At 62.7% G+C, this 19,166-nt stretch carries 18 protein-coding genes; 9 read left to right on the top strand and 9 right to left on the bottom strand.

What is annotated here, in order from left to right; genetic code table 11:
* Positions 1–1,344 carry a surface lipoprotein assembly modifier gene (locus tag DBV10_RS17060; protein ID WP_199740151.1) on the bottom strand — a complete coding sequence of 448 codons (1,344 nt, stop codon included), beginning with the start codon at positions 1,342–1,344 and terminating at the stop codon, positions 1–3.
* Between the two features lie 371 nt (positions 1,345–1,715).
* Between DBV10_RS17060 and DBV10_RS17065 the strand changes: the two genes are divergently transcribed.
* Positions 1,716–3,170, top strand: coding sequence for a mannose-1-phosphate guanylyltransferase/mannose-6-phosphate isomerase (locus DBV10_RS17065; RefSeq protein WP_124514794.1), 1,455 nt, complete (start codon positions 1,716–1,718; stop codon positions 3,168–3,170).
* Positions 3,171–3,246: 76 nt separating this feature from the next.
* Here DBV10_RS17065 and DBV10_RS17070 read toward each other — a convergent pair whose 3' ends face one another.
* Positions 3,247–4,548, bottom strand: coding sequence for a GNAT family N-acetyltransferase (locus DBV10_RS17070; protein WP_124514795.1), 1,302 nt, complete (start codon positions 4,546–4,548; stop codon positions 3,247–3,249).
* Between the two features lie 80 nt (positions 4,549–4,628).
* Between DBV10_RS17070 and DBV10_RS17075 the strand changes: the two genes are divergently transcribed.
* Together DBV10_RS17075 and DBV10_RS17080 are read left to right on the top strand one after the other, a co-directional pair.
* The gene (locus DBV10_RS17075) at positions 4,629–6,287 is read left to right on the top strand and encodes an NAD+ synthase (RefSeq protein ID WP_124514796.1); all 1,659 of its coding nucleotides are present in this window, start codon (positions 4,629–4,631) and stop codon (positions 6,285–6,287) included.
* A 75-nt stretch (positions 6,288–6,362) separates the two neighbouring features.
* Complete coding sequence (locus DBV10_RS17080) at positions 6,363–6,701, top strand: P-II family nitrogen regulator (protein ID WP_124514797.1); 339 nt, start codon at positions 6,363–6,365, stop codon at positions 6,699–6,701.
* 119 nt (positions 6,702–6,820) lie between these two features.
* Here the strand turns inward: DBV10_RS17080 and DBV10_RS17085 are convergent, their stop codons facing one another.
* From DBV10_RS17085 to DBV10_RS17110, 6 genes are read right to left on the bottom strand one after another with little or no spacing between them, the layout of a single operon-like run.
* The gene (locus tag DBV10_RS17085) at positions 6,821–7,414 is read right to left on the bottom strand and encodes a TIGR00730 family Rossman fold protein (RefSeq protein ID WP_124514798.1); all 594 of its coding nucleotides are present in this window, start codon (positions 7,412–7,414) and stop codon (positions 6,821–6,823) included.
* Positions 7,407–7,817, bottom strand: a complete 411-nt coding sequence (locus DBV10_RS17090; RefSeq protein WP_124514799.1) for a diacylglycerol kinase — start codon at positions 7,815–7,817, stop codon at positions 7,407–7,409. Before DBV10_RS17090 ends, DBV10_RS17085 begins: the two co-directional genes overlap by 8 nt.
* A gap of 4 nt (positions 7,818–7,821) precedes the next feature.
* Positions 7,822–8,346: an RDD family protein gene (locus DBV10_RS17095; RefSeq protein WP_199740153.1), complete on the bottom strand. Its 525-nt coding sequence runs from the start codon at positions 8,344–8,346 to the stop codon at positions 7,822–7,824.
* A gap of 38 nt (positions 8,347–8,384) precedes the next feature.
* Positions 8,385–9,290, bottom strand: a complete 906-nt coding sequence (locus tag DBV10_RS17100; protein ID WP_124514801.1) for a DUF3106 domain-containing protein — start codon at positions 9,288–9,290, stop codon at positions 8,385–8,387.
* A gap of 20 nt (positions 9,291–9,310) precedes the next feature.
* Positions 9,311–9,766 carry a DUF3619 family protein gene (locus DBV10_RS17105; RefSeq protein ID WP_124514802.1) on the bottom strand — a complete coding sequence of 152 codons (456 nt, stop codon included), beginning with the start codon at positions 9,764–9,766 and terminating at the stop codon, positions 9,311–9,313.
* Entirely contained in the window at positions 9,763–10,332 is a 570-nt protein-coding gene (locus tag DBV10_RS17110) for an RNA polymerase sigma factor (protein ID WP_124514803.1), read from the bottom strand. The genes DBV10_RS17105 and DBV10_RS17110 overlap by 4 nt, the downstream gene beginning before the upstream one ends.
* 295 nt (positions 10,333–10,627) lie before the next feature.
* On the opposite strand from DBV10_RS17110, the gene DBV10_RS17115 reads away from it, so the two are divergent.
* The 6 genes from DBV10_RS17115 to pbpG all read left to right on the top strand — a co-directional run bounded on the left by DBV10_RS17115 (position 10,628) and on the right by pbpG (position 18,112).
* A complete protein-coding gene (locus DBV10_RS17115; protein WP_124514804.1) occupies positions 10,628–12,430 on the top strand; it encodes an acetolactate synthase 3 catalytic subunit in 1,803 nt (600 codons plus the stop codon).
* Between the two features lie 142 nt (positions 12,431–12,572).
* A complete protein-coding gene (ilvN, locus tag DBV10_RS17120) occupies positions 12,573–13,064 on the top strand; it encodes an acetolactate synthase small subunit (protein ID WP_015013659.1) in 492 nt (163 codons plus the stop codon).
* A 61-nt stretch (positions 13,065–13,125) separates the two neighbouring features.
* Positions 13,126–14,142 (top strand): ketol-acid reductoisomerase, encoded by a 1,017-nt coding sequence (gene ilvC / locus DBV10_RS17125; protein WP_124514805.1) that lies wholly within the window; start codon positions 13,126–13,128, stop codon positions 14,140–14,142.
* Positions 14,143–14,334: 192 nt separating this feature from the next.
* A complete protein-coding gene (gene pssA / locus DBV10_RS17130; RefSeq protein WP_124514806.1) occupies positions 14,335–15,168 on the top strand; it encodes a CDP-diacylglycerol--serine O-phosphatidyltransferase in 834 nt (277 codons plus the stop codon).
* Positions 15,169–15,377: 209 nt separating this feature from the next.
* Positions 15,378–16,916, top strand: a complete 1,539-nt coding sequence (locus DBV10_RS17135; RefSeq protein WP_124514807.1) for a 2-isopropylmalate synthase — start codon at positions 15,378–15,380, stop codon at positions 16,914–16,916.
* Between the two features lie 116 nt (positions 16,917–17,032).
* The gene (pbpG, locus tag DBV10_RS17140; RefSeq protein WP_124514808.1) at positions 17,033–18,112 is read left to right on the top strand and encodes a D-alanyl-D-alanine endopeptidase; all 1,080 of its coding nucleotides are present in this window, start codon (positions 17,033–17,035) and stop codon (positions 18,110–18,112) included.
* 189 nt (positions 18,113–18,301) lie between these two features.
* Here pbpG and DBV10_RS17145 read toward each other — a convergent pair whose 3' ends face one another.
* Positions 18,302–19,132, bottom strand: a complete 831-nt coding sequence (locus DBV10_RS17145; protein ID WP_124514809.1) for an IclR family transcriptional regulator — start codon at positions 19,130–19,132, stop codon at positions 18,302–18,304.
* Positions 19,133–19,166 lie beyond the last annotated feature (34 nt).

Here is a 19,166-nt window from a genome sequence, read left to right on the forward strand (position 1 = left end):
CTAGAAACGGTAGGTCAGCGCACCCAGTACGGACGTGTTGCTGTTTTGGTAGTTGGGCAGGTTGGCGTTGGTGCGCACATGTTCGAGTTGCAGCAACAGCGCCCACGCAGAAGCAACCGGCACAGTGTGCGCCAGCCCCACACGCCATTCGGTGTCTCGGCGCAGGATCTGGGGATGCACGGCAGCATCGGCCCCGTCGTAGCTGCGCCGAGTTGCACCCGCCCAGGCGGAGGTGACCCAGTCGCCCGGGGTGGCAGCCCATGGGCTCGAATACCGCAGCGAATAGGTCAGCCGCACTTCCTGGCTGTTGTTGCTGTACAGCGGCTTGTCGGCTTTGTGATTGCGAAGAACAACTTCCCCGCTAAGCACCTGTCCAGGGCCGGTTTCCCGGCTAAGTCGGGCTCTCAGGCTGTTGTCAGGTCCGCCTCTGAGTGCGGCGTCCGTAACATCAATGCGCTGCGCGTAGTCGTAGTGTCGGTGTTCGTAGCCTGCTGAAAGCAGAGTGCGCTCATTGAGGCGATAGTCCGCCTCAAGGCCGACGCCATGGTTGCGAAGGTAGTTGTGGCCTTGGGCGCCAATTTGCGCAAACCCCAGGTAGGGCCGCAGCGTCAGTTCGGGTGCACCCAGCGGGGAGGGCTTGAACCGCACCCCGGTGGTGACGTCTACCACCGTCAGGTCGTAAGGTTTCACCTGGGTCGCCTGCAGCTGGCGTCCAGACGATGAACTGAAGTTGATGGCCTGTGCCACCAGCGAACTGACCACCGCCGCCCCGTTCTGTAAACCGAGGTCGTAACGATGGTCCACACGCAGCATGGCCTGTAGGTCCGAGTCGGATTTGGGCTTGAATTGCTCAGGCAATGGAACCAAGGTACCTGCCGAGTAAACCAAATCACCACTGGCTCGTGCGGAAGGGTTGGTTTGCGAGCGCAGGCCTAGCATAGCCAAACCGCTCCATTGCGAGGTCTGGTTGCGGAAAGCGACATCGCGCAGAAGGTTGTCCGCTTGTTGCCTCAGGTCGGCGGTGAGCCTCGTATCTTCCAGTGCCAGGCGCAACAAGCTTTCTGACATTGCGTAGGAGCCCAGCCGGTAGTAAAGCACCGCCAGTTCAACCCGGACCGTGGGTGGCGCTTGCGGATCAAGAAGCTGGCGCTCAAGGGCGGCGATGGCCCCTTCGTAGTTGCCAGCTTTCACCAGCAATGTTGCGTAGCTACTGCCTGCGCTGGCATCGGCTGGTGCCTTCAAAACTCGCTGGAAGGCCTCGTCGATCTGGCGGTCCAGGGAGCTGTCCGGAGGGGGCGTCTGGGCCTGTAAAGATGTCCCGGAAAGTCCCAGCAGCGATGCCAAGAGCAGCAATCCAGCGGACGATGTGGGCCTGAAGTTGGATGTTCGGCGCAATTGGCACTCCCTCATCATTGGATTCTTTGGATTTGTTTCAGAATATACACAAAGTTCACGCGCTTCAGAAATGAATTCTAGGTGCACTCTGGTGTGTCGTCTTATGCCTGCGGTGACTCTTACTTGACACTCTGGCGGAAGCTGTGGTGTGGGTGCCCCGATTGGATCTGGGCTGTGGGATCACAGCTTGTATCGCGGATCAGGGACGGGGCTAGGGCGAAGGAAGTAGCTCCTAACGGCCTGCGACTTTGCCATGGTGTCTTTTCGTCCCTGGCGTTTGAAACAATGCTCCTGAAGGGGGCTCATCATCTCGTGACTCAATGAAAATTCAACCAGTTGTACTGTCGGGCGGTGCTGGGACCCGATTGTGGCCATTGTCGCGGGAGGACCATCCCAAGCAGTTTTTATCAATCTTTGAAAAAGAGTCGCTTTTTCAAAAAACGGTGCGGCGAACACTGGATGCAGGCGGGGGGGATTTCTTGCCGCCCATCGTTGTGGGCAATGAAATGCATCGATTTATCATGGCAGAACAGTTGAGGCAGCTGGATGTTGATGCGACTCTTTTACTTGAAACCGACAGAAAAAATACTGCCCCGGCCCTGACCTTGGCTGCATTGTTCTCGTTAGAGCAAGGGTGCGATGCTCCCATGCTGGTCATGCCTGCCGACCACCTCATTGAGGATGCAGAAGTTTTTCAAAGTGCCGTCAGTCGATCATTTGATTTTGCAAATGATGGAAGGATTGTGACTTTTGGCATCGAGCCCGCACATCCAGAGACGGGGTATGGCTATATTCGTCGTGGAGAATGTCATCCGCAAGGAGGTTACTTTATTTCTCGCTTTGTTGAAAAACCAGATGTGCAAAATGCCATGGCATTTTGCAAGGATGGGCAGCATTTCTGGAATAGCGGAATATTCTTGTTGAAGCCATCAGTGTGGCTGGATGCGCTTGCCACCTGTGAGCCGGAAATTCTGGCTGTGTGCGAAAAGGCCTGGAGCGCGCGCAGCAGAGACGGTTGTTTCTTGCGGGCGAATGCTGGGGTATTTTCTGAATGCAAAAGCAAGTCAATTGATTTTGCTGTCATGGATTACCTGGGGGAGTCAGCCCACCATATGCTTCCGGAAGGTATCGTGGTGCCCTTGGGGACGGGCTGGTCTGATGTGGGGGCGTGGAGTGCGCTGGGTGAAGTCCTTCATGCCGACGAACGGGGCAACGCTGCCCACGGCGATGTACGGTTTACCCGCACTGACTCAACGCTGGCCATTGCAACCTCACGTCTGGTTATGTGCGTCGGGGTGCGCGATCTGGTGGTTGTGGAAACACCAGACGCGGTATTGGTGATGTCCAAGGGCGACGTGCAAGAAATCAAGAATGAAGTGGAAAAGCTGAACTTTGAGGGGCGCGTGGAAGGCAGCAAGCACCGCAAAAAGTACCGGCCGTGGGGGTGGTATGACACGGTGGATGCGGGTACGCAGTTTCAAGTGAAGCGTTTGGTTGTGAAGCCCGGCGGAGCTCTGTCCCTGCAGATGCACTTGCATCGCGCTGAACATTGGGTCGTCGTCCAAGGTGTGGCCAGGGTCACAAAGGGTGAGGCTGTGGTGGTGCTTTCCGAGAACGAGTCCACCTATATCCCACAGGGAGTATTGCACCGTTTGGAGAATGTGGGTGAAGGGGAGTTGGAAATTGTGGAGGTTCAATCCGGTAAATATCTAGGGGAAGACGATATCGTTCGGTTTGATGACATGTATGGGCGCGCCCTGGCGACAAATTCCTGATGACAGCAGGAGATTGCAGATAACAACCAGTCAGATGAGAAGTCTCTGAAGAGGCAATTGCTAGCGTCAGGCCTTTTCAGGTCGCCTTGAACGGGCTGCGCGCCTGCAGCTCTTGCAGATAGCCCTCGACCCCCGCGCCCTCGCGCTCCAGGAAACGCTCCACCGCGTCGGCAAAGGCCGGGTGCGCCAGCCAGTGGGCGCTGGTCGCCTGCACGGGCAACAGCGCCCGGGCCATCTTGTGTTCGCCCTGGGCGCCGCCTTCAAACCGCTGCACGCCGTGGTCTATGCACCATTGCAGGGGCTGGTAGTAGCAGGCCTCGAAGTGCAGGCAGTCCACGCGCTCCAGCGCGCCCCAGTAGCGGCCATAGGCCACCAGGTTTTGGTCTTGTGGGCCGTTACCGCCCGATGGGTTTGACTCAATCGCTATCAAACTGGTAGCAATTGGGCGCCCGTCACGCTCGGCCACAAACAGCAGCCAGGCCTCGGGCAGGTGCGCCGCCATGCGGGCAAAGAAGTCCCGCGTGAGGTAGGGCGGATTGCCGTGTTCGAGGTAAGTGCGCTCGTAACAGCGGTAGAAAAAATCCCAGTCGGCAGTGCTGATGCCTGCACCCCGCGACCAGCGGAAGCGGACCCCGGCCTCTGCTACGCGGCGGCGCTCCTGGCGGATCTTCTTGCGCTTGTCCTGGGAGAGGCTGGCGAGGAAGTGGTCGAAGTCGGTGAAGTGGTTCGAGCCGCCGCCGGGCCGTCCCAACGCGGCGAGCGTCCCACGACCCGGCGAAGCCGGGGGGGCCTCCCCAGCCTGGGGCCGCGAGGACACGCCAGCGCCGAGCGTAGGGGCTACGTTTTTCCAGTGGAATTGAACGGTGTGCCGCAGCATCCAGTCCTGCTCGGCACTTGATTGTACATCGTCGCCACTCGCAAACAGCATGTGCACCGACGACACGCCCTCCTGCTCGCACCACTGGTGCACCGCCTGCAGCAGCAGCGCCCGCGCGGCCTCGTCGCGTGCCAGCAGCCGTGTGCCGGGCACGGGCGTGAAGGGCACGGCGACCACGGCCTTGGGGTAGTAGGGCACGCCATGCTGCTCGTAGGCGCTGGCCCAGGCCCAGTCGAAGACGTACTCGCCGTACGAATGGGCCTTGAGGTACAGCGGGCAGGCGGCCACCAGCGTGTCGCCGTCCCACAGCGTCATGAAGCGGGGCGTCCAGCCCGTGCGCGGGGTGGCGCTGCCGCTTTCGTGCAGGGCGGCCAGGTACTCATGGCGCATGAACGGCGTGGGATGGCTTTGCTGTGCCAGCAGGCGGTTCCAGGCGGTGGCCTCCACGCCCTGCGGAGATGTGATCACGCGGGCGATAATGTGCGCTTCTTCTTCAGCCATGCAGCACCTCGCCCAGCCCTCTGTGCTGCGGGTTTGCAGGGGCGATACACAACCTGGCCGCAGGGGCCGACTCCAGTTCCATGACGCTCTCCATTTGCACTGCGCAGCTCAACTTTGTCGTGGGCGATATGCCCGGAAATGCGCAGAAGATCATTGCCGCCGCCCGCGAGGCCTACGCCCAGGGCGCGCGGTTGCTGCTTACGCCCGAGCTGGCGATCTGCGGTTACGCGGCCGAAGACCTGTTCCTGCGGCCCGCTTTCATTGCGGCCTGCGATGATGCCGTGAAAACCGTGGCCCGCGAGACTGCAGGGTTGAAGGGCCTGGCCATCGTGCTGGGCCACCCGCAGGCCCTGGCGCCCGATGCCCCGGCCTTCAGCGCCTGCCACAACGCTGCCAGCGTGCTGAGGGATGGCCACATCGAGCAGACCTACGCCAAGCGCGAGCTGCCCAACTACCAGGTGTTCGACGAGCGCCGCTACTTTGTGGCGGGCACCCAGCCTTGCGTGTTCGAGGTGGAGGGCGTGCGCGTGGGCGTGCTGGTCTGCGAGGACGCCTGGTTTGCCGGCCCCGCGCGGGATGCGGCGGCAGCCGGCGCGCAGCTGCTGGCGGTCATCAATGCCTCGCCCTTCCACCTGGGTAAAAGCGCCGAGCGCGAGGCCACCATGCGTGAGCGTGTGGCCGAGACCGGCCTGCCGCTGGTGTATGCCCACCTGGTGGGCGGGCAGGACGAGGTGGTGTTCGAGGGCCGCTCGTTCGCGTTGAACGCCGACGGCGCGGTGGCGGGGCGGGGCCCGGGTTTTGAAGAAAAACTGGTGTTTGCGCGTGTCCATCAAGCGCAAGAAGCTATCAAAATTGAAGCAAGCATCGCGCCCGAGAAAAGCCTGGAGGCCGACCTGTGGGATGCGCTGGTGCTGGGCGTGCGCGACTATGTGGGCAAGAACGGCTTCCCCGGCGCGCTGCTGGGGCTGTCGGGGGGCATCGACTCGGCCCTGGTGCTCGCAATCGCGGTGGACGCATTGGGCGCGGACAAGGTGCGCACGGTGATGATGCCGTCGCCCTACACCGCCGACATCAGCTGGATCGACGCACGCGACATGGCCACCCGCATGGGCGTGCGCTATGACGAGATTTCCATCAAGCCGCAGTTCGAGGCCTTCAAGGCTGCATTGGCCAGCGATTTTGCGGGGCTGGCCGAAGACACGACCGAGGAAAACCTGCAGGCGCGCATCCGCGGCACGCTGCTCATGGCGCTGTCCAACAAGTTTGGCGCCATCGTGCTCACCACGGGCAACAAGAGCGAGATGTCCACCGGCTACTGCACGCTGTACGGCGACATGGCGGGCGGCTTTGCGGTGATCAAGGACGTGGCCAAGACGCGCGTGTTCGATCTGGCGCGCTGGCGCAATGCCAATGACCCGTATGGCACGGGCGCCAGCCCCATCCCTGAGCGCATCATCACCCGCCCGCCCAGCGCCGAGCTGCGGCCCGATCAGAAGGACCAGGACAGCCTGCCGCCCTACGAGGTGCTGGACGCCATCGTGGCGCGCTTCATGGAGAACGATGAGCCCATCGAGTCCATCATCGCCAGCGGCTATGCGCGGGCCGATGTGGAGCGCGTGACGCGGCTCATCAAGCTCAATGAATACAAGCGCCGCCAGGCGCCCGTAGGGATTAGAGTGACGCGCCGCAGCTTCGGCAAGGACTGGCGTTACCCTATCACCAATAAATTCCGTGCCTGACGGCGGCTTTGTTGAACGTTCCGCTGTCGCGCCACCCGCTTTCTTCCATCTTTCACATCCATCAGGAGACCCGCCATGAAAATGATCACCGCCGTCATCAAGCCCTTCAAGCTCGAAGAAGTCCGCGAAGCCCTGGCCGAATGTGGCGTGACCGGCCTCACCGTGACCGAGGTGAAGGGCTTTGGCCGCCAGAAGGGCCACACCGAGCTGTACCGGGGTGCCGAGTACGTGGTGGACTTCCTGCCCAAGGTGAAGGTCGAGGTCGTTGTCAAGTCCGAGGACGTGGACCGCTGCGTGGACGCCATCGTGAACGTGGCACGCACCGGCAAGATTGGCGACGGCAAGATTTTTGTGACGGCGGTGGAGCGTGTGGTGCGCATCCGCACCGGTGATCTGGACGACGCGGCGGTCTGACGCTGGCCGGTTCTGGTTCCGGTGCCGGCCTGAAGAGGCCACGGCCGCAGGCCAACAAAAAAGGGCGGATTCCTCATCCGCCCTTTGTTTTGGTGATCGCCTGGCTGGGCTTGCTGGGGTCAGATCACGTCGCGCAGTGGCACGGGGGCGTGGTCCGGGCCGGCCGACTGCACCAGGGTGCGCAGCAGGGCCTCAGTATCGGCGGACGCGTGCAGAAGGCCCATCTGCCATTCGCCCATGAAGCCGCTGGCCACGCTGTGGTTCAAGAAGCCCATCAGGGCGTCGTAGTAGCCCGCCACATTGAGCAGGCCCAGCGGCTTGTCGTGGTAGCCCAGTTGGCGCCAGGTCCAGACCTCAAACAGTTCCTCGAAGGTGCCGATGCCGCCGGGCAGCGCCAAAAAGGCATCGCTGCGCTCGGCCATCATGGCCTTGCGCTCGTGCATGGTCTGCACGATGTGCAGCTCGTCACACAGGCGGTTGGCCAGCTCCTTGTCCACCAGCGCCTGGGGGATCACGCCCACCACACGGCCACCAGCCTGGCGCGTGGCCTCGGCCACGGTGCCCATGAGCCCGCTGCGGCCCCCACCATAGACCAGTTGGCCGCCATGGTGGCCGATCCAGGTGCCGACGGCCTGGGCGGCTTCGGCAAACGCGGGGTTTTCGCCGGGGCGCGAGCCGCAGTACACACAGACGGAAAAAGCAGGTTCAGCCATGGAAAAACCTCTGGAAAAGCGCTGCGGCCCAGATGCCCGTGCACAGCAGCAGCGCCAGCAGCACGGCCGCGCTGCCCATGTCCTTGGCGCGCTTGGACAGGTCGTGCCATTCGGGCCCGATGCGGTCGATGGCGGTCTCGATGCCGGTGTTGAGCAGCTCCACGATCATCACGATCACGACCGAACCGGCCAGCAGTGCCACTTCAACCCAGCCGCGCCCCAGCCAGAGCGACAGCGGCAGCAGCACCATGGCGGCGACGGCCTCCTGGCGAAAGGCTTTTTCGTTCCAGCCGGCCCGCAGGCCTTCGATGGAGTAGCCCGCAGCGTGCCAGATGCGGTTCAGGCCCGTGCGGGCTTTTTGGGGGTTGGCTGGCGCGGCCGAAGGAGGGGGGGATACGGGCATGGGCTTATTTTTGGGGGAGTTCGAAATGCACCAAACGGGTGCCGGCCAGTGCGTCGTGCCAGAACTGCTGGGTGGGGTGGAAGCGGCTCAGAAGCGCCCAGACCGCCACCCATCCCAGGACGATGACGGCGGATTCGCCGCCGGACAGTGAAAACGGAGTGACCGCAGCCAGGGGTGGCAGGAACCAGAGCCAGCTCAGCACATAGCGCAGCAGGGCGCGTGCCTGGGTGATGGATTGCCCATCTCGGCCCACCACGCGGATGTGCCAGGTCTTTTGGGCCAGCGTCTGCCCCTTGGCCCAGAACCAGGTGAAATAGATGCCAAACACCACGAACAGGAAGGCCTGCAGCGCGTGGCGGTTGTCCATGGCATTGCGGGTTTGGCTCAGGGTGCCAAACAGATAGCCGGCAATGAACACCACGCCGAACATCAGCATGCCTTCATAGAGCCAGCAGGCCATGCGCCGCCCCAGATTGGGGGTTGCGCCGACTGCGGCCGGCGGGGAGTGGGTGGGGAGGGTGGCGGACATTCCAGGTCGGGCCATCAAGGCCGAGGCAGGTGGCAAACCTACTGAGGATACAGGCCGGAGTTGTCGGGGGTCACGGGGGGCGGTGCTGCCGTGCTGCCGCCCTCGGCGGGCGATCCTGTGCCCAGAGGGGGCAACGCAGCGGGCACGGCGCTGGGCACGGCCACGGGGGCGGTTTCCACGCCGTTGGAGGCCGCCGATGTGCTGGGGCTGGGGGCCGGGTTGGCCGCCGCCGGGGCGGGCATGGGGGTGACGGGCGCCGCCACACGGGGGGCGTGCTCGGTGACGGGCGGGATCTTGGGTGCGTTCGGGCGGCTGGGGTTGGCCTCCGTCGCGGCGGGCACCTGGGCCAGCTTGCGGGGCGACACGGGGCGCAGGGCGGTGGCCGCGCCCGCAGGCTTGGGCAGTGCCCGGGCCGCCAGTGCGCTGCGCTCTTCGTCGGACAAGGCCTGGTAGGCCTCCCACTGCGCACGTTTGTCGTCGCGCGCCAGCCGGTTGGTGACCGCGTAGTTCAGCCGCGCCTGGTTGCGCTGCTGGGCACTCAGGCTGGCCCAGTCGGTGATGCGGTCGTGGAATTTTCTTTGTTCTTCTTCCGACAGGGTGGGGTAGCTGGAGGCCAAGGTCAGCCAGCGGCGCTTCTGGGCCTCGCTGATCAGGGCCCAGCGCTCGGCCAGCGGGTACAGGGCCACCTTTTGCAGCGTGGTCAGCGTTTCCCAGCCGGGGCCCGATTCGGACTGGGGCAGGGCGGCTGCATGGGAGGCTGCAGGTGCGCGGGCATTGTTGGGGCTGGCCATGGCCGCTTCGGCGCCGGCCTGCAGCAGGGTTCCCGGGGCCATGCGCATTTGCACCCACACCTGGCTGCCCACCACCGTGAATGCACCCAGAAGCGCCAAAGCCAGCACGAAGGCTGGCAGGGCGGAAGGGGCGTCGGGTGGGTTTGGGTGCATGCAGTCCAGAGGCCAGCCGATCAGTTCGACTGCGCGGAGGTCTTGAGGAATTGTACGAAGCCTGGATCGGCATAAGCCGCCGGGGGCAGGTCGTCGGTCAGCAGGGCGGCGTCCACTTCGGCCACATCGCTGGCGCTGCGTTCGTCCTGGGTGGTGTTGATGACCACCAGGCCCACGACCAGGGCCAGCAGCGGAATGGCCGAAACCAGCGCATTCCACCAGCCGCCCCCCTCGCTGCCGCGGCCCAGGGTGGCGGCGCCGCCTGCACCCAGCACCACGGCCGCAGGGGCAGTGCGCCGGACGGGGACGGCAATCTTGCGCTTGGCCAGTGCCTGCATGCGCGAGGCGCGCAGGCGTTCGGAAATGTCGTAGGGCAGCTCTGCCGTCCCGCTGGACAGGCGGGCCGTGACGCGCAGCGCAAAGCGCTCTGCAGCCACTTCAGCAGGGGTCGATGGGGTCTGTACAGTGTTCTTCATAGCTCGATTCCTTTGGCCTTCAGTGCCTTGCTGAGGGTTTGTATGGCGCGAAAGCAGTGCGTCTTGACGCTGCCTTCCGAGCAACCCATGGCGGCTGCTGTCTCTGCGACATCCATTTCCTCCCAGTAACGCATCAGGAACGCTTCCCGTTGACGTGGCGGCAGTTCGGCGATTTCGGTTTCGATCCCGTGAAAGATCTGGGCCCTGCGGGTGAGGTCCTCTGCGCTTTCGGCCTTGTCCCCATCGTCGGGGCCTGAATAGGCCTCCAGCAGATCAAAATCCATGCCATCTTCGCCTGGGCCTTCGAAGTCGCTCATGCTCGAAAACAGTGCATTGCGGGTTTTTTGGCGCCGGAACCAGTCCAGGGTGCAGTTGGACAGGATGCGCTGGAAGAGCATGGGCAGCTCGGTCGGCGGCTTGTCCCCGTAGTGCTCGGCCAGCTTGAGCATGCTGTCCTGCACGATGTCCAGCGCCGCTTCCTCATTGCGCACGTGGTAGACCGAGCGCTTGAACGCGCGCTTTTCTACACTTTTGAGGAAGTCGGAGAGTTCTTGTTCGGTTGCCAAGACGGATCAGCCCGGGGGAGGGGACGGTGCCGAAACGCCACTCAATAGGAGCTGTCTGGCACTGTAAAGCTGTCGATTATCGCATCCGCAGGGGTTTTTTTTGGCCAGGGTAGGTTTTGAGTGTGTTGCAATGCGATAATTCACGTTGCAATTCAAAAGGCAAACGGGTCACGGTCCGGCGCGGCAATCATCCCGCCCATGTCCTTGGCCTCAAGTTCCAAGCTGGCTTCACAAGAGCGCGCGCAAGGAGCACCCAAGGTTTTTCGTCAGAGAAATTCACAAAGGTTGATCGATCATGGAAATCTCCAAGGCTGAACTCACTTCGGCGGCCACTGCCTCGCAAGGCGCCGCATCGCCCGCATCCTCCTCGCAGGCGACCCAGGACCTCATGGGTTCTGAGATCCTCATCAAGTCGCTTCAGGCCGAGAACGTCCAGTACATCTGGGGCTACCCCGGTGGCGCGGTTCTCTACATCTACGACGCACTCTACAAGCAAGACACCATTCAGCACGTGCTGGTGCGCCATGAACAGGCCGCTGTGCACGCAGCCGACGGCTATGCCCGCGCGACAGGCGAAGTGGGCGTGGCGCTGGTGACCTCGGGCCCGGGCCTGACCAATGCGGTCACCGGCATCGCCACGGCGTACATGGACTCGATCCCCATGGTGATCATCTCCGGCCAGGTGCCCACGCCCGCGATCGGGCTGGATGCCTTCCAGGAATGCGACACCGTCGGCATCACCCGCCCCATCGTCAAGCACAATTTCCTCGTCAAGGACCCGCGCGACCTGGCCGCGACGATGAAGAAGGCCTTCCACATCGCCCGCACCGGCCGTCCCGGCCCCGTGGTGGTGGATGTGCCCAAAGACGTTTCCTTCAAGAAGGTGCCCTACAGCGGATATCCGCAATCGGTGGAGATGCGCTCGTACAACCCGGTGCGCAAGGGCCACGGCGGGCAGATCCGCAAGGCGCTGCAGCTGCTGCTGGCGGCCAAGCGCCCCTACATCTACACCGGCGGCGGCGTGCTGCTGGGCAATGCCACCAACGAGCTGCGCACGCTGGTGGACATGCTGGGCTACCCGGTCACCAACACGCTGATGGGCCTGGGGGCCTACCCGGCGTCTGACCGCAAGTTCCTGGGCATGCTGGGCATGCACGGCACCATCGAAGCCAACAACGCGATGCAGAACTGCGACGTGCTGCTGGCCGTGGGCGCGCGCTTCGACGATCGCGTGATCGGCAACCCCAAGCACTTCGCGCAGAACGACCGCAAGATCATCCACGTGGACATCGACCCGTCGAGCATCTCCAAGCGCGTGAAGGTCGATATCCCGATCGTCGGCGACGTGAAGGACGTGCTCACCGAGCTGATCTCCATGATTCGCGAGAGCAGCACCCGCCCCGATGCCGGTGCCCTGGCTGCCTGGTGGGACACCATCGAAGGCTGGCGCAAGCGCGACTGCCTGAAGTACAGCATGGGCAGCCCCGACGTGATCAAGCCCCAGTACGTGGTGGAAACGCTGTGGAACATGACCAAGGACGCGGACACCTACATCACGTCCGACGTGGGCCAGCACCAGATGTGGGCCGCGCAGTACTACCGCTTTGACGAACCACGCCGCTGGATCAACTCCGGCGGCCTGGGCACCATGGGCGTGGGCATCCCCTACGCCATGGGCATCAAGCTGGCCAAGCCCCAGGCCGAGGTGTTCTGCATCACCGGCGAAGGCTCGGTGCAGATGAACATCCAGGAACTGTCCACCTGCCTGCAGTACAACACGCCGATCAAGATCTGCTCGCTGAACAACCGCTACCTGGGCATGGTGCGCCAGTGGCAGGAGATCGAATACTCCGGCCGCTACAGCCACAGCTACATGGACGCGCTGCCCAATTTCGTGAAACTGGCCGAGGCCTATGGCCATGTGGGCCTGTTGATCGAGCACCCCAAGGACGTCGAGCCCGCGCTGCGCGAAGCGCGCAAGCTCAAGGACCGCACGGTGTTTCTGGACTTCCGCACCGATCCCACCGAGAACGTGTTCCCGATGGTGCAGGCCGGCAAGGGCATTACCGAGATGCTGCTGGGGTCGGAGGACCTCTAAGCAAAATCGGCCTCCAGCGTTTGTCTATCAAGCGCTAACAGCTATCAAATTGGTAGCGATCACTTTTTGACGAATCTATTGCCTGCCGAGCCTGCGCATTACCGTGCGCAGGGGAGGGCAGCGAGAAGAGGAATCTGGTCTTATGAAACACATCATTGCTGTCTTGCTGGAAAACGAGCCTGGTGCTCTTTCCCGCGTCGTGGGCCTGTTCTCGGCCCGTGGCTACAACATCGAATCGCTCACCGTGGCGCCCACCGAGGATGCATCGCTCTCGCGCATGACCATCCAGACCACGGGCTCCGACGACGTGATCGAGCAGATCACCAAGCACCTGAACCGCCTCATCGAGGTGGTCAAGGTGGTGGACCTGACCGAAGGCGCTTACACCGAGCGCGAACTCATGATGGTGAAGGTACGCGCCGTGGGCAAGGAGCGCGAGGAGATGAAGCGCATGGCCGACATCTTCCGTGGCCGCATCATCGACGTGACCGAGAAGAGCTACACCATTGAGCTCACCGGCGACCAGTCCAAGAACGACGCGTTCCTGCAAGCCATCGACCGCACGGCCATCCTGGAAACCGTGCGCACGGGCGCCAGCGGCATTGGCCGGGGCGAGCGCATTTTGCGCGTGTAAGACAATTCATCCCGTTTTTTCCATTTCAACCCCCAACAACGCATTTCAACCGGAGCGACCCATGAAAGTTTTCTACGACAAAGACACCGACCTGAGCCTGATCAAGGGCAAGACCGTGGCCATCATCGGTTACGGTAGCCAAGGCCACGCCCACGCGCAAAATCTGAACGACAGCGGCGTGAAGGTGGTGGTTGGCCTGCGCAAGGGCGGTGCTTCGTGGGACAAGGTCGGCAAGGCTGGCCTGAATGTGCTGGAAGTCAACGACGCCGTGAAGGCCGCCGACGTGGTCATGATCCTGCTGCCCGATGAAGACATCGCAGCCGTGTACAAGAACAACGTCGAGCCCAACATCAAGCAAGGCGCTTCGCTGGCCTTCGCCCACGGTTTCAACGTGCACTACAACCAGGTCGTGCCCCGCGCTGACCTGGACGTGTGGATGGTCGCCCCCAAGGCCCCTGGCCACACGGTGCGCAACACCTACACCCAGGGCGGCGGCGTGCCCCACCTGGTGGCCGTGCACCAGGACAAGTCTGGCAAGGCCCGTGATCTGGCCCTGAGCTACGCTGCAGCCAACGGCGGCGGCAAGGCCGGCATCATCGAAACCAATTTCAAGGAAGAAACCGAGACCGATCTGTTCGGCGAACAGGCCGTGCTGTGTGGCGGTGCTGTCGAGCTGATCAAGATGGGTTACGAAACCCTGGTCGAAGCCGGCTACGCCCCTGAAATGGCCTACTTCGAGTGCCTGCACGAGCTCAAGCTCATCGTGGACCTGATCTACGAAGGCGGCATTGCCAACATGAACTACTCGATCTCGAACAACGCTGAATTCGGCGAGTACGTGACCGGCCCCGAAGTGATCAACGAGCAGTCGCGCGCCGCCATGCGCAATGCCTTGAAGCGCATCCAGAACGGTGACTACGCCAAGATGTTCATCCAGGAAGGCCGCCTGAACTACCCATCGATGACGGCCCGCCGCCGCAACACGGCCGACCACAGCATCGAAAAGGTGGGTGCCCAGCTGCGCGCCATGATGCCCTGGATCGCCAAGAACAAGCTGGTCGACCAGACCCGCAACTGATACTTCCGAGTGAAGCATCCCAAGGCCACTTCGGTGGCCTTTTTTATTGCCCGGCGCGCCGGTGTGCAGGCGCTACACTGCGAAGTTCGCCTTTTGCGCGTGCAGCGGCCTTTGCGCGCTGCAGGTCGGCGTGAAATACTATAAATTGAATAGCGGCTTGCGTTTGATGGGCGGGCGCTGGAGGTCTTTTTAATGCATGACGGCAATGAGTCCACCGACAACCCCGGTGTGATGGTGCGCAAACGGCGCAAGGGCATCTACATCCTGCCCAACCTGTTCACGCTGGCGGCCTTGTTCGGTGGGTTCTATTCCATCGTGATGGCCATGAATGGCCATTTCGACCAGGCGGCGGTGGGGGTGTTCTGCGCCATGGTGCTCGACAGCCTGGACGGGCGCGTGGCTCGCATGACCAATACGCAGAGTGCCTTTGGCGAGCAGATGGACTCGCTCTCCGACATGGTGTCCTTTGGTGCCGCGCCTGCGTTGATCGCCTACGAGTGGTCGCTGCAAGGCCTGGGGCGCTGGGGCTGGATTGCCGCCTTTGTGTACTGCGCCTGTGCGGCCCTGCGGCTGGCGCGCTTCAACGTGAATACGGGGGTGGTGGACAAGCGCTACTTCCAGGGCCTGCCGTCGCCGGCAGCAGCCGCGCTGGTTGCGGGCTTCATCTGGTTGATGACGGAGTTGGGCGTGCGGCCAGGCGAGGATGCGTGGCTCACCTGGTCGCAGATTACCTGGGTGATGTTCGCTTTCACGCTGTACTCGGGGCTGACCATGGTGACCAATGTGCCGTTCTACAGCTTCAAGGACGTGCAGATGAAAAAGAGCGTGCCTTTTGCCGCCATCGTGCTGATTGCGCTGGGCATTGCCGTCATCAACATCCATCCGCCCATCGTGCTGTTCGGTGTGTTCGTTTTTTATGGCCTCTCCGGCTACGCGGTGTATGCCTGGCGCAAGGCCAAGGGGCAGCACAGCAGTGTGATCAGCACCTCCACGGATGAACCGGACGAGCGCGGGCTGCACAAGTGACAACCGCTGCGGCGGCGCAGTTGTGCTACATTGCGCTGTATGAACATGTTTGCTCTGGCTCTACTGCTACCTCCCCACGGGCGGAGACAGTAGGCGCACGCGCACACTTTTTCCACAAAGGCCCGTATGCACCCGCAACGGGCCTTTTGCTTTGGGCGCCAGATTTTTGACGTTGCGGGACCCACACCCACCGATACCAGGAGAACAACATGGCTGACAAACTGATCATTTTCGACACCACCTTGCGCGATGGAGAGCAGTCCCCCGGCGCTTCGATGACCAAGGACGAAAAGCTGCGCATCGCGCGCCAGCTGGAGCGCCTGAAGGTGGATGTGATCGAGGCTGGTTTTGCGGCCAGCTCCAACGGCGACTTCGAAGCGGTGCAGGCCATCGCCAACGCCATCAAGGATTCGACCATTTGCTCGCTCTCGCGTGCCAACGACCGTGACATCTCGCGGGCGGCCGAGGCCCTGCAGGGGGCCAACAGTGCGCGCATCCACACCTTCATCGCCACCAGCGCGCTGCACATGGAAAAGAAGCTGCGCATGACGCCCGAGCAGGTGCTGGAGCAGGCCAAGCAATCCGTGCGCTTTGCGCGCAACCTCGTGGCCGACATCGAGTTCAGCCCCGAGGACGGCTACCGCAGCGACCCGGATTTCCTCTGCCGCGTGCTCGAAGCCGTGATCGCCGAAGGCGCTACCACCATCAACGTGCCCGACACCGTGGGTTATGCCATCCCCGAGCTGTACGGCAACTTCATCAAGACGCTGCGCGAACGCATCCCCAACAGCGACAAGGCCATCTGGTCCGTGCACTGCCACAACGACCTGGGCATGGCCGTGGCCAACTCGCTGGCCGGTGTGAAGATCGGTGGCGCGCGCCAGATCGAGTGCACGATCAATGGCCTGGGTGAGCGCGCCGGCAACTGCTCGCTTGAAGAGGTGGTCATGGCCATCAAGACGCGCCGCGACTACTTCAACCTGGACCTCAACATCGACGCCCAGCACATCGTCGCCGCCAGCCGCATGGTGAGCCAGACCACCGGTTTTGTGGTGCAGCCCAACAAGGCCGTGGTAGGGGCGAATGCCTTTGCCCATGCGTCCGGCATCCACCAGGACGGCGTGCTCAAGGCGCGTGACACCTACGAGATCATGCGCGCCGAGGACGTGGGCTGGTCGGCCAACAAGATCGTGCTGGGCAAGCTCAGTGGCCGCAACGCCTTCAAGCAACGCTTGCAGGAGCTGGGCGTGCAGCTCGACAGCGAAAGCGAGATCAACGTCGCCTTCGCCAAGTTCAAGGAGCTGGCGGACCGCAAGAGCGAGATTTTTGACGAAGACATCCTGGCGCTGGTCAGCGACGAGAGCGTGACGGCCGAGAAGGAGCAGTACGGTTTTGTCTCGTTGTTTCAGCAGAGCGAAACCGGCGAACAGCCTCGTGCGCGCATCGTCTTCACCGTGGATGGGCACGAGGTGCGCAGTGAGTCGGGTGGCAACGGCCCGGTGGATGCTTCGCTCAAGGCCATTGAGTCGCACGTCAAGAGCGGTGCCGAAATGGTGCTGTATTCGGTGAACGCGATCAGCGGTTCGACGGAGAGCCAGGGGGAGGTGACGGTGCGCCTGCAGAACAGTGGCCGGGTGGTCAATGGCGTGGGCGCAGACCCTGACATCGTGGTTGCGTCAGCCAAAGCCTACCTCAGTGCGTTGAACAAATTACAAAGTAAAGCCGATCGGGTTGCCGCGCAGGGCTGAACGATCAATTTATAATTTCACTCACTTTCTTGGAAAGTCGCGCAAGGTATTGATCTTGCGTGACTTTTTTTGATTCTGTACACTGCTCAACACTTATTACCGTTTGGAGCACTTTGATGCACCATCGCCACCGCGCTGCAGTGAATCGTCTTTTCCAGTTTCTGGGTCTTGCTGTCGTGAGTGCTGCCCTGGCCGGGCCCCTCGCACATGCGGGCGAACAAAAAAATGCCGCTGCCAAAAAGCAGCAGGCGAGTGCGGCGAACGCCAAGCGGGTTGCTCCCGCGCGCAAGGTGGCCGCCGCCAACACGAAAACCGTGCGGGCCACCGCCAAAACGGCCAAGGCCCCGACCCGGGTGGCTTTTGTCCCGGCCAAGCAGTCGTTTGGCCAAATTGCGGGCCTGCATGAGGTCAACGACCCGCTGGACCTCAAGTCCAGCGTAGCGCTGGTGGTGGACCAGGATACGCACGAGGTTCTGCTCAGCAAGAACGACCATGCCGTGCTGCCCATTGCCTCCCTGACCAAGCTCATGACGGGCATGCTCATCTCCCAGGCCAAGTTGCCCATGGATGAGCCTGTGACGATCACCCAGGACGACGTGGATACCGAAAAAGGCAGCCGCTCGCGCCTGACGGTCGGGACCACGCTCACACGCGGCGAAATGCTGCATTTGGCGCTCATGTCCAGCGAGAACCGCGCTGCGCATGCCTTGGGTCGCACCTATCCCGGTGGCCTTGATGTGTTTGTTGCGCAGATGAATGCCAAGGCCCGCTTGCTGGGGATGACCGATACGCGCTATGTGGAGCCCACCGGACTGTCCAGCCGCAACCAGTCCAGTGCCCGCGACCTGGCGACGCTGGTGAATGTGGCGCACGGCGATCCGTTGTTGCGTGAGCTCTCGACATCGCCGGGCTATGAGGTGGCTGTGGGGCGCAAAACCCTGCAATACAACAACACCAATGGCCTTGTGAAGAACCCGACCTGGGACATCGGTTTGCAAAAGACCGGCTATATCTCGGAGGCAGGGCGTTGCCTGGTGATGCAGGCCCATGTGGCCGGGCGCAAGCTGATCATGGTGTTCCTGGACTCGGCGGGCAAGTTCAGTCGGCTGGGTGATGCCGAGCGGGTGCGCCGCTGGGTGGAATCCACGCCGGCATTGGCCGCGCCGGTGGCCTCTGCCCGGAGCAGCAACGGTTGAAGGATCTGGCGCGCATCTAGCGAGCGGCAGCCGTTCCGATAAAAAACACCCGACGGGCTTTGGCGGCCTGCCGGGTATTTTTTTGCCTGGAGTTGGTGCCGCCTGGACCGCTCGCCCGCCGTGCTGCGGGAATGAGAATGGGGGCGATGCGTCGAAGGCGTCGGCGTTGAAGGAGCGTGCCGCGCGCGCTCAGCGCAAGTCGTGGCGGCTGCCGGTTGCCGCCATCTCATGGCCTGCATCCGCGCTAGGCGCATGGCCCAGGGCCAGGGAAATTTCGTTGGCGGTGGCTTGGAGCTTGGGCAGCCAGCCTTCATCCAGCCGGTCGGCGGGGGCGGAAATCGACAGACCGGCCACGAGCTTGCCCTGGTCGTCATAAACCCCCGCTGCCATGCAGCGCACGCCCAGCTCCAGCTCTTCGTTGTCGCGGGCAATGCCATATTGGCGGGCTTTGGCCAGTTCGCGTTCCAGCACCGGCAGCTGGGTGATGCTGTTGCGCGTATGGCCCGCCAGGCCGGTGCGCGTGGCATAGGCACGCACGCGCTGGGGGTCGTCCAGGGCCAGAAACAGCTTGCCGGTGGACGTGAGATGCAAGGGGGCTCGGCCACCGATGGCGCGTACCACCTGCATGCCCGAGCGTTCGCTGTAGGCGCGCTCCACATACACAATCTCGTCCCCCTGCCGCATGCTCAGGTTGACTGGCTGCTGGATCAGTTTGTGCAGGTTGCGCATGGGGGTCAGGGCCGCGTCGCGCACACTCAGGCGGGCCTTGACGAGGTTGCCCAGCTCCAGCAGCCGCATGCCCAGCCGGTAGCTGCCGGATTCCGGGCGGTCCACAAAGCGGCCAATGGTCAGGTCGTTCAGGATGCGGTGGGTGGTGGACGGGTGCAGCCCCGTCTTTTCGCTGATTTCTTTCAGGGAGATCGCATCTTCACGGGAGGCCAGCACATCGATCAGCGTAAACATGCGTTCCAGCACCTGGACGCTGGGTTTGACGGGAATGCTGGGATCGATTTTTTTCATGGGCGGCAGTGAAGCAAAAGCCGCTGCATCTTAC

The organism is Acidovorax sp. FJL06, assembly GCF_003852545.1.
GTDB lineage: Bacteria > Pseudomonadota > Gammaproteobacteria > Burkholderiales > Burkholderiaceae_C > Acidovorax.

Coding starts and splice junctions, on each gene's coding strand:
- pssA (WP_124514806.1), top strand. CDS start 14,335: ATGCATGACGGCAATGAGTCCACCGACAACCCCGGTGTGATGGTGCGC.
- DBV10_RS17090 (WP_124514799.1), bottom strand. CDS start 7,817: ATGCCCGTATCCCCCCCTCCTTCGGCCGCGCCAGCCAACCCCCAAAAA.
- DBV10_RS17085 (WP_124514798.1), bottom strand. CDS start 7,414: ATGGCTGAACCTGCTTTTTCCGTCTGTGTGTACTGCGGCTCGCGCCCC.
- pbpG (WP_124514808.1), top strand. CDS start 17,033: ATGCACCATCGCCACCGCGCTGCAGTGAATCGTCTTTTCCAGTTTCTG.
- DBV10_RS17080 (WP_124514797.1), top strand. CDS start 6,363: ATGAAAATGATCACCGCCGTCATCAAGCCCTTCAAGCTCGAAGAAGTC.
- DBV10_RS17135 (WP_124514807.1), top strand. CDS start 15,378: ATGGCTGACAAACTGATCATTTTCGACACCACCTTGCGCGATGGAGAG.
- DBV10_RS17105 (WP_124514802.1), bottom strand. CDS start 9,766: ATGAAGAACACTGTACAGACCCCATCGACCCCTGCTGAAGTGGCTGCA.
- ilvC (WP_124514805.1), top strand. CDS start 13,126: ATGAAAGTTTTCTACGACAAAGACACCGACCTGAGCCTGATCAAGGGC.
- DBV10_RS17100 (WP_124514801.1), bottom strand. CDS start 9,290: ATGCACCCAAACCCACCCGACGCCCCTTCCGCCCTGCCAGCCTTCGTG.
- ilvN (WP_015013659.1), top strand. CDS start 12,573: ATGAAACACATCATTGCTGTCTTGCTGGAAAACGAGCCTGGTGCTCTT.
- DBV10_RS17070 (WP_124514795.1), bottom strand. CDS start 4,548: ATGGCTGAAGAAGAAGCGCACATTATCGCCCGCGTGATCACATCTCCG.
- DBV10_RS17095 (WP_199740153.1), bottom strand. CDS start 8,346: ATGTCCGCCACCCTCCCCACCCACTCCCCGCCGGCCGCAGTCGGCGCA.
- DBV10_RS17145 (WP_124514809.1), bottom strand. CDS start 19,132: ATGAAAAAAATCGATCCCAGCATTCCCGTCAAACCCAGCGTCCAGGTG.
- DBV10_RS17075 (WP_124514796.1), top strand. CDS start 4,629: ATGACGCTCTCCATTTGCACTGCGCAGCTCAACTTTGTCGTGGGCGAT.
- DBV10_RS17115 (WP_124514804.1), top strand. CDS start 10,628: ATGGAAATCTCCAAGGCTGAACTCACTTCGGCGGCCACTGCCTCGCAA.
- DBV10_RS17065 (WP_124514794.1), top strand. CDS start 1,716: ATGAAAATTCAACCAGTTGTACTGTCGGGCGGTGCTGGGACCCGATTG.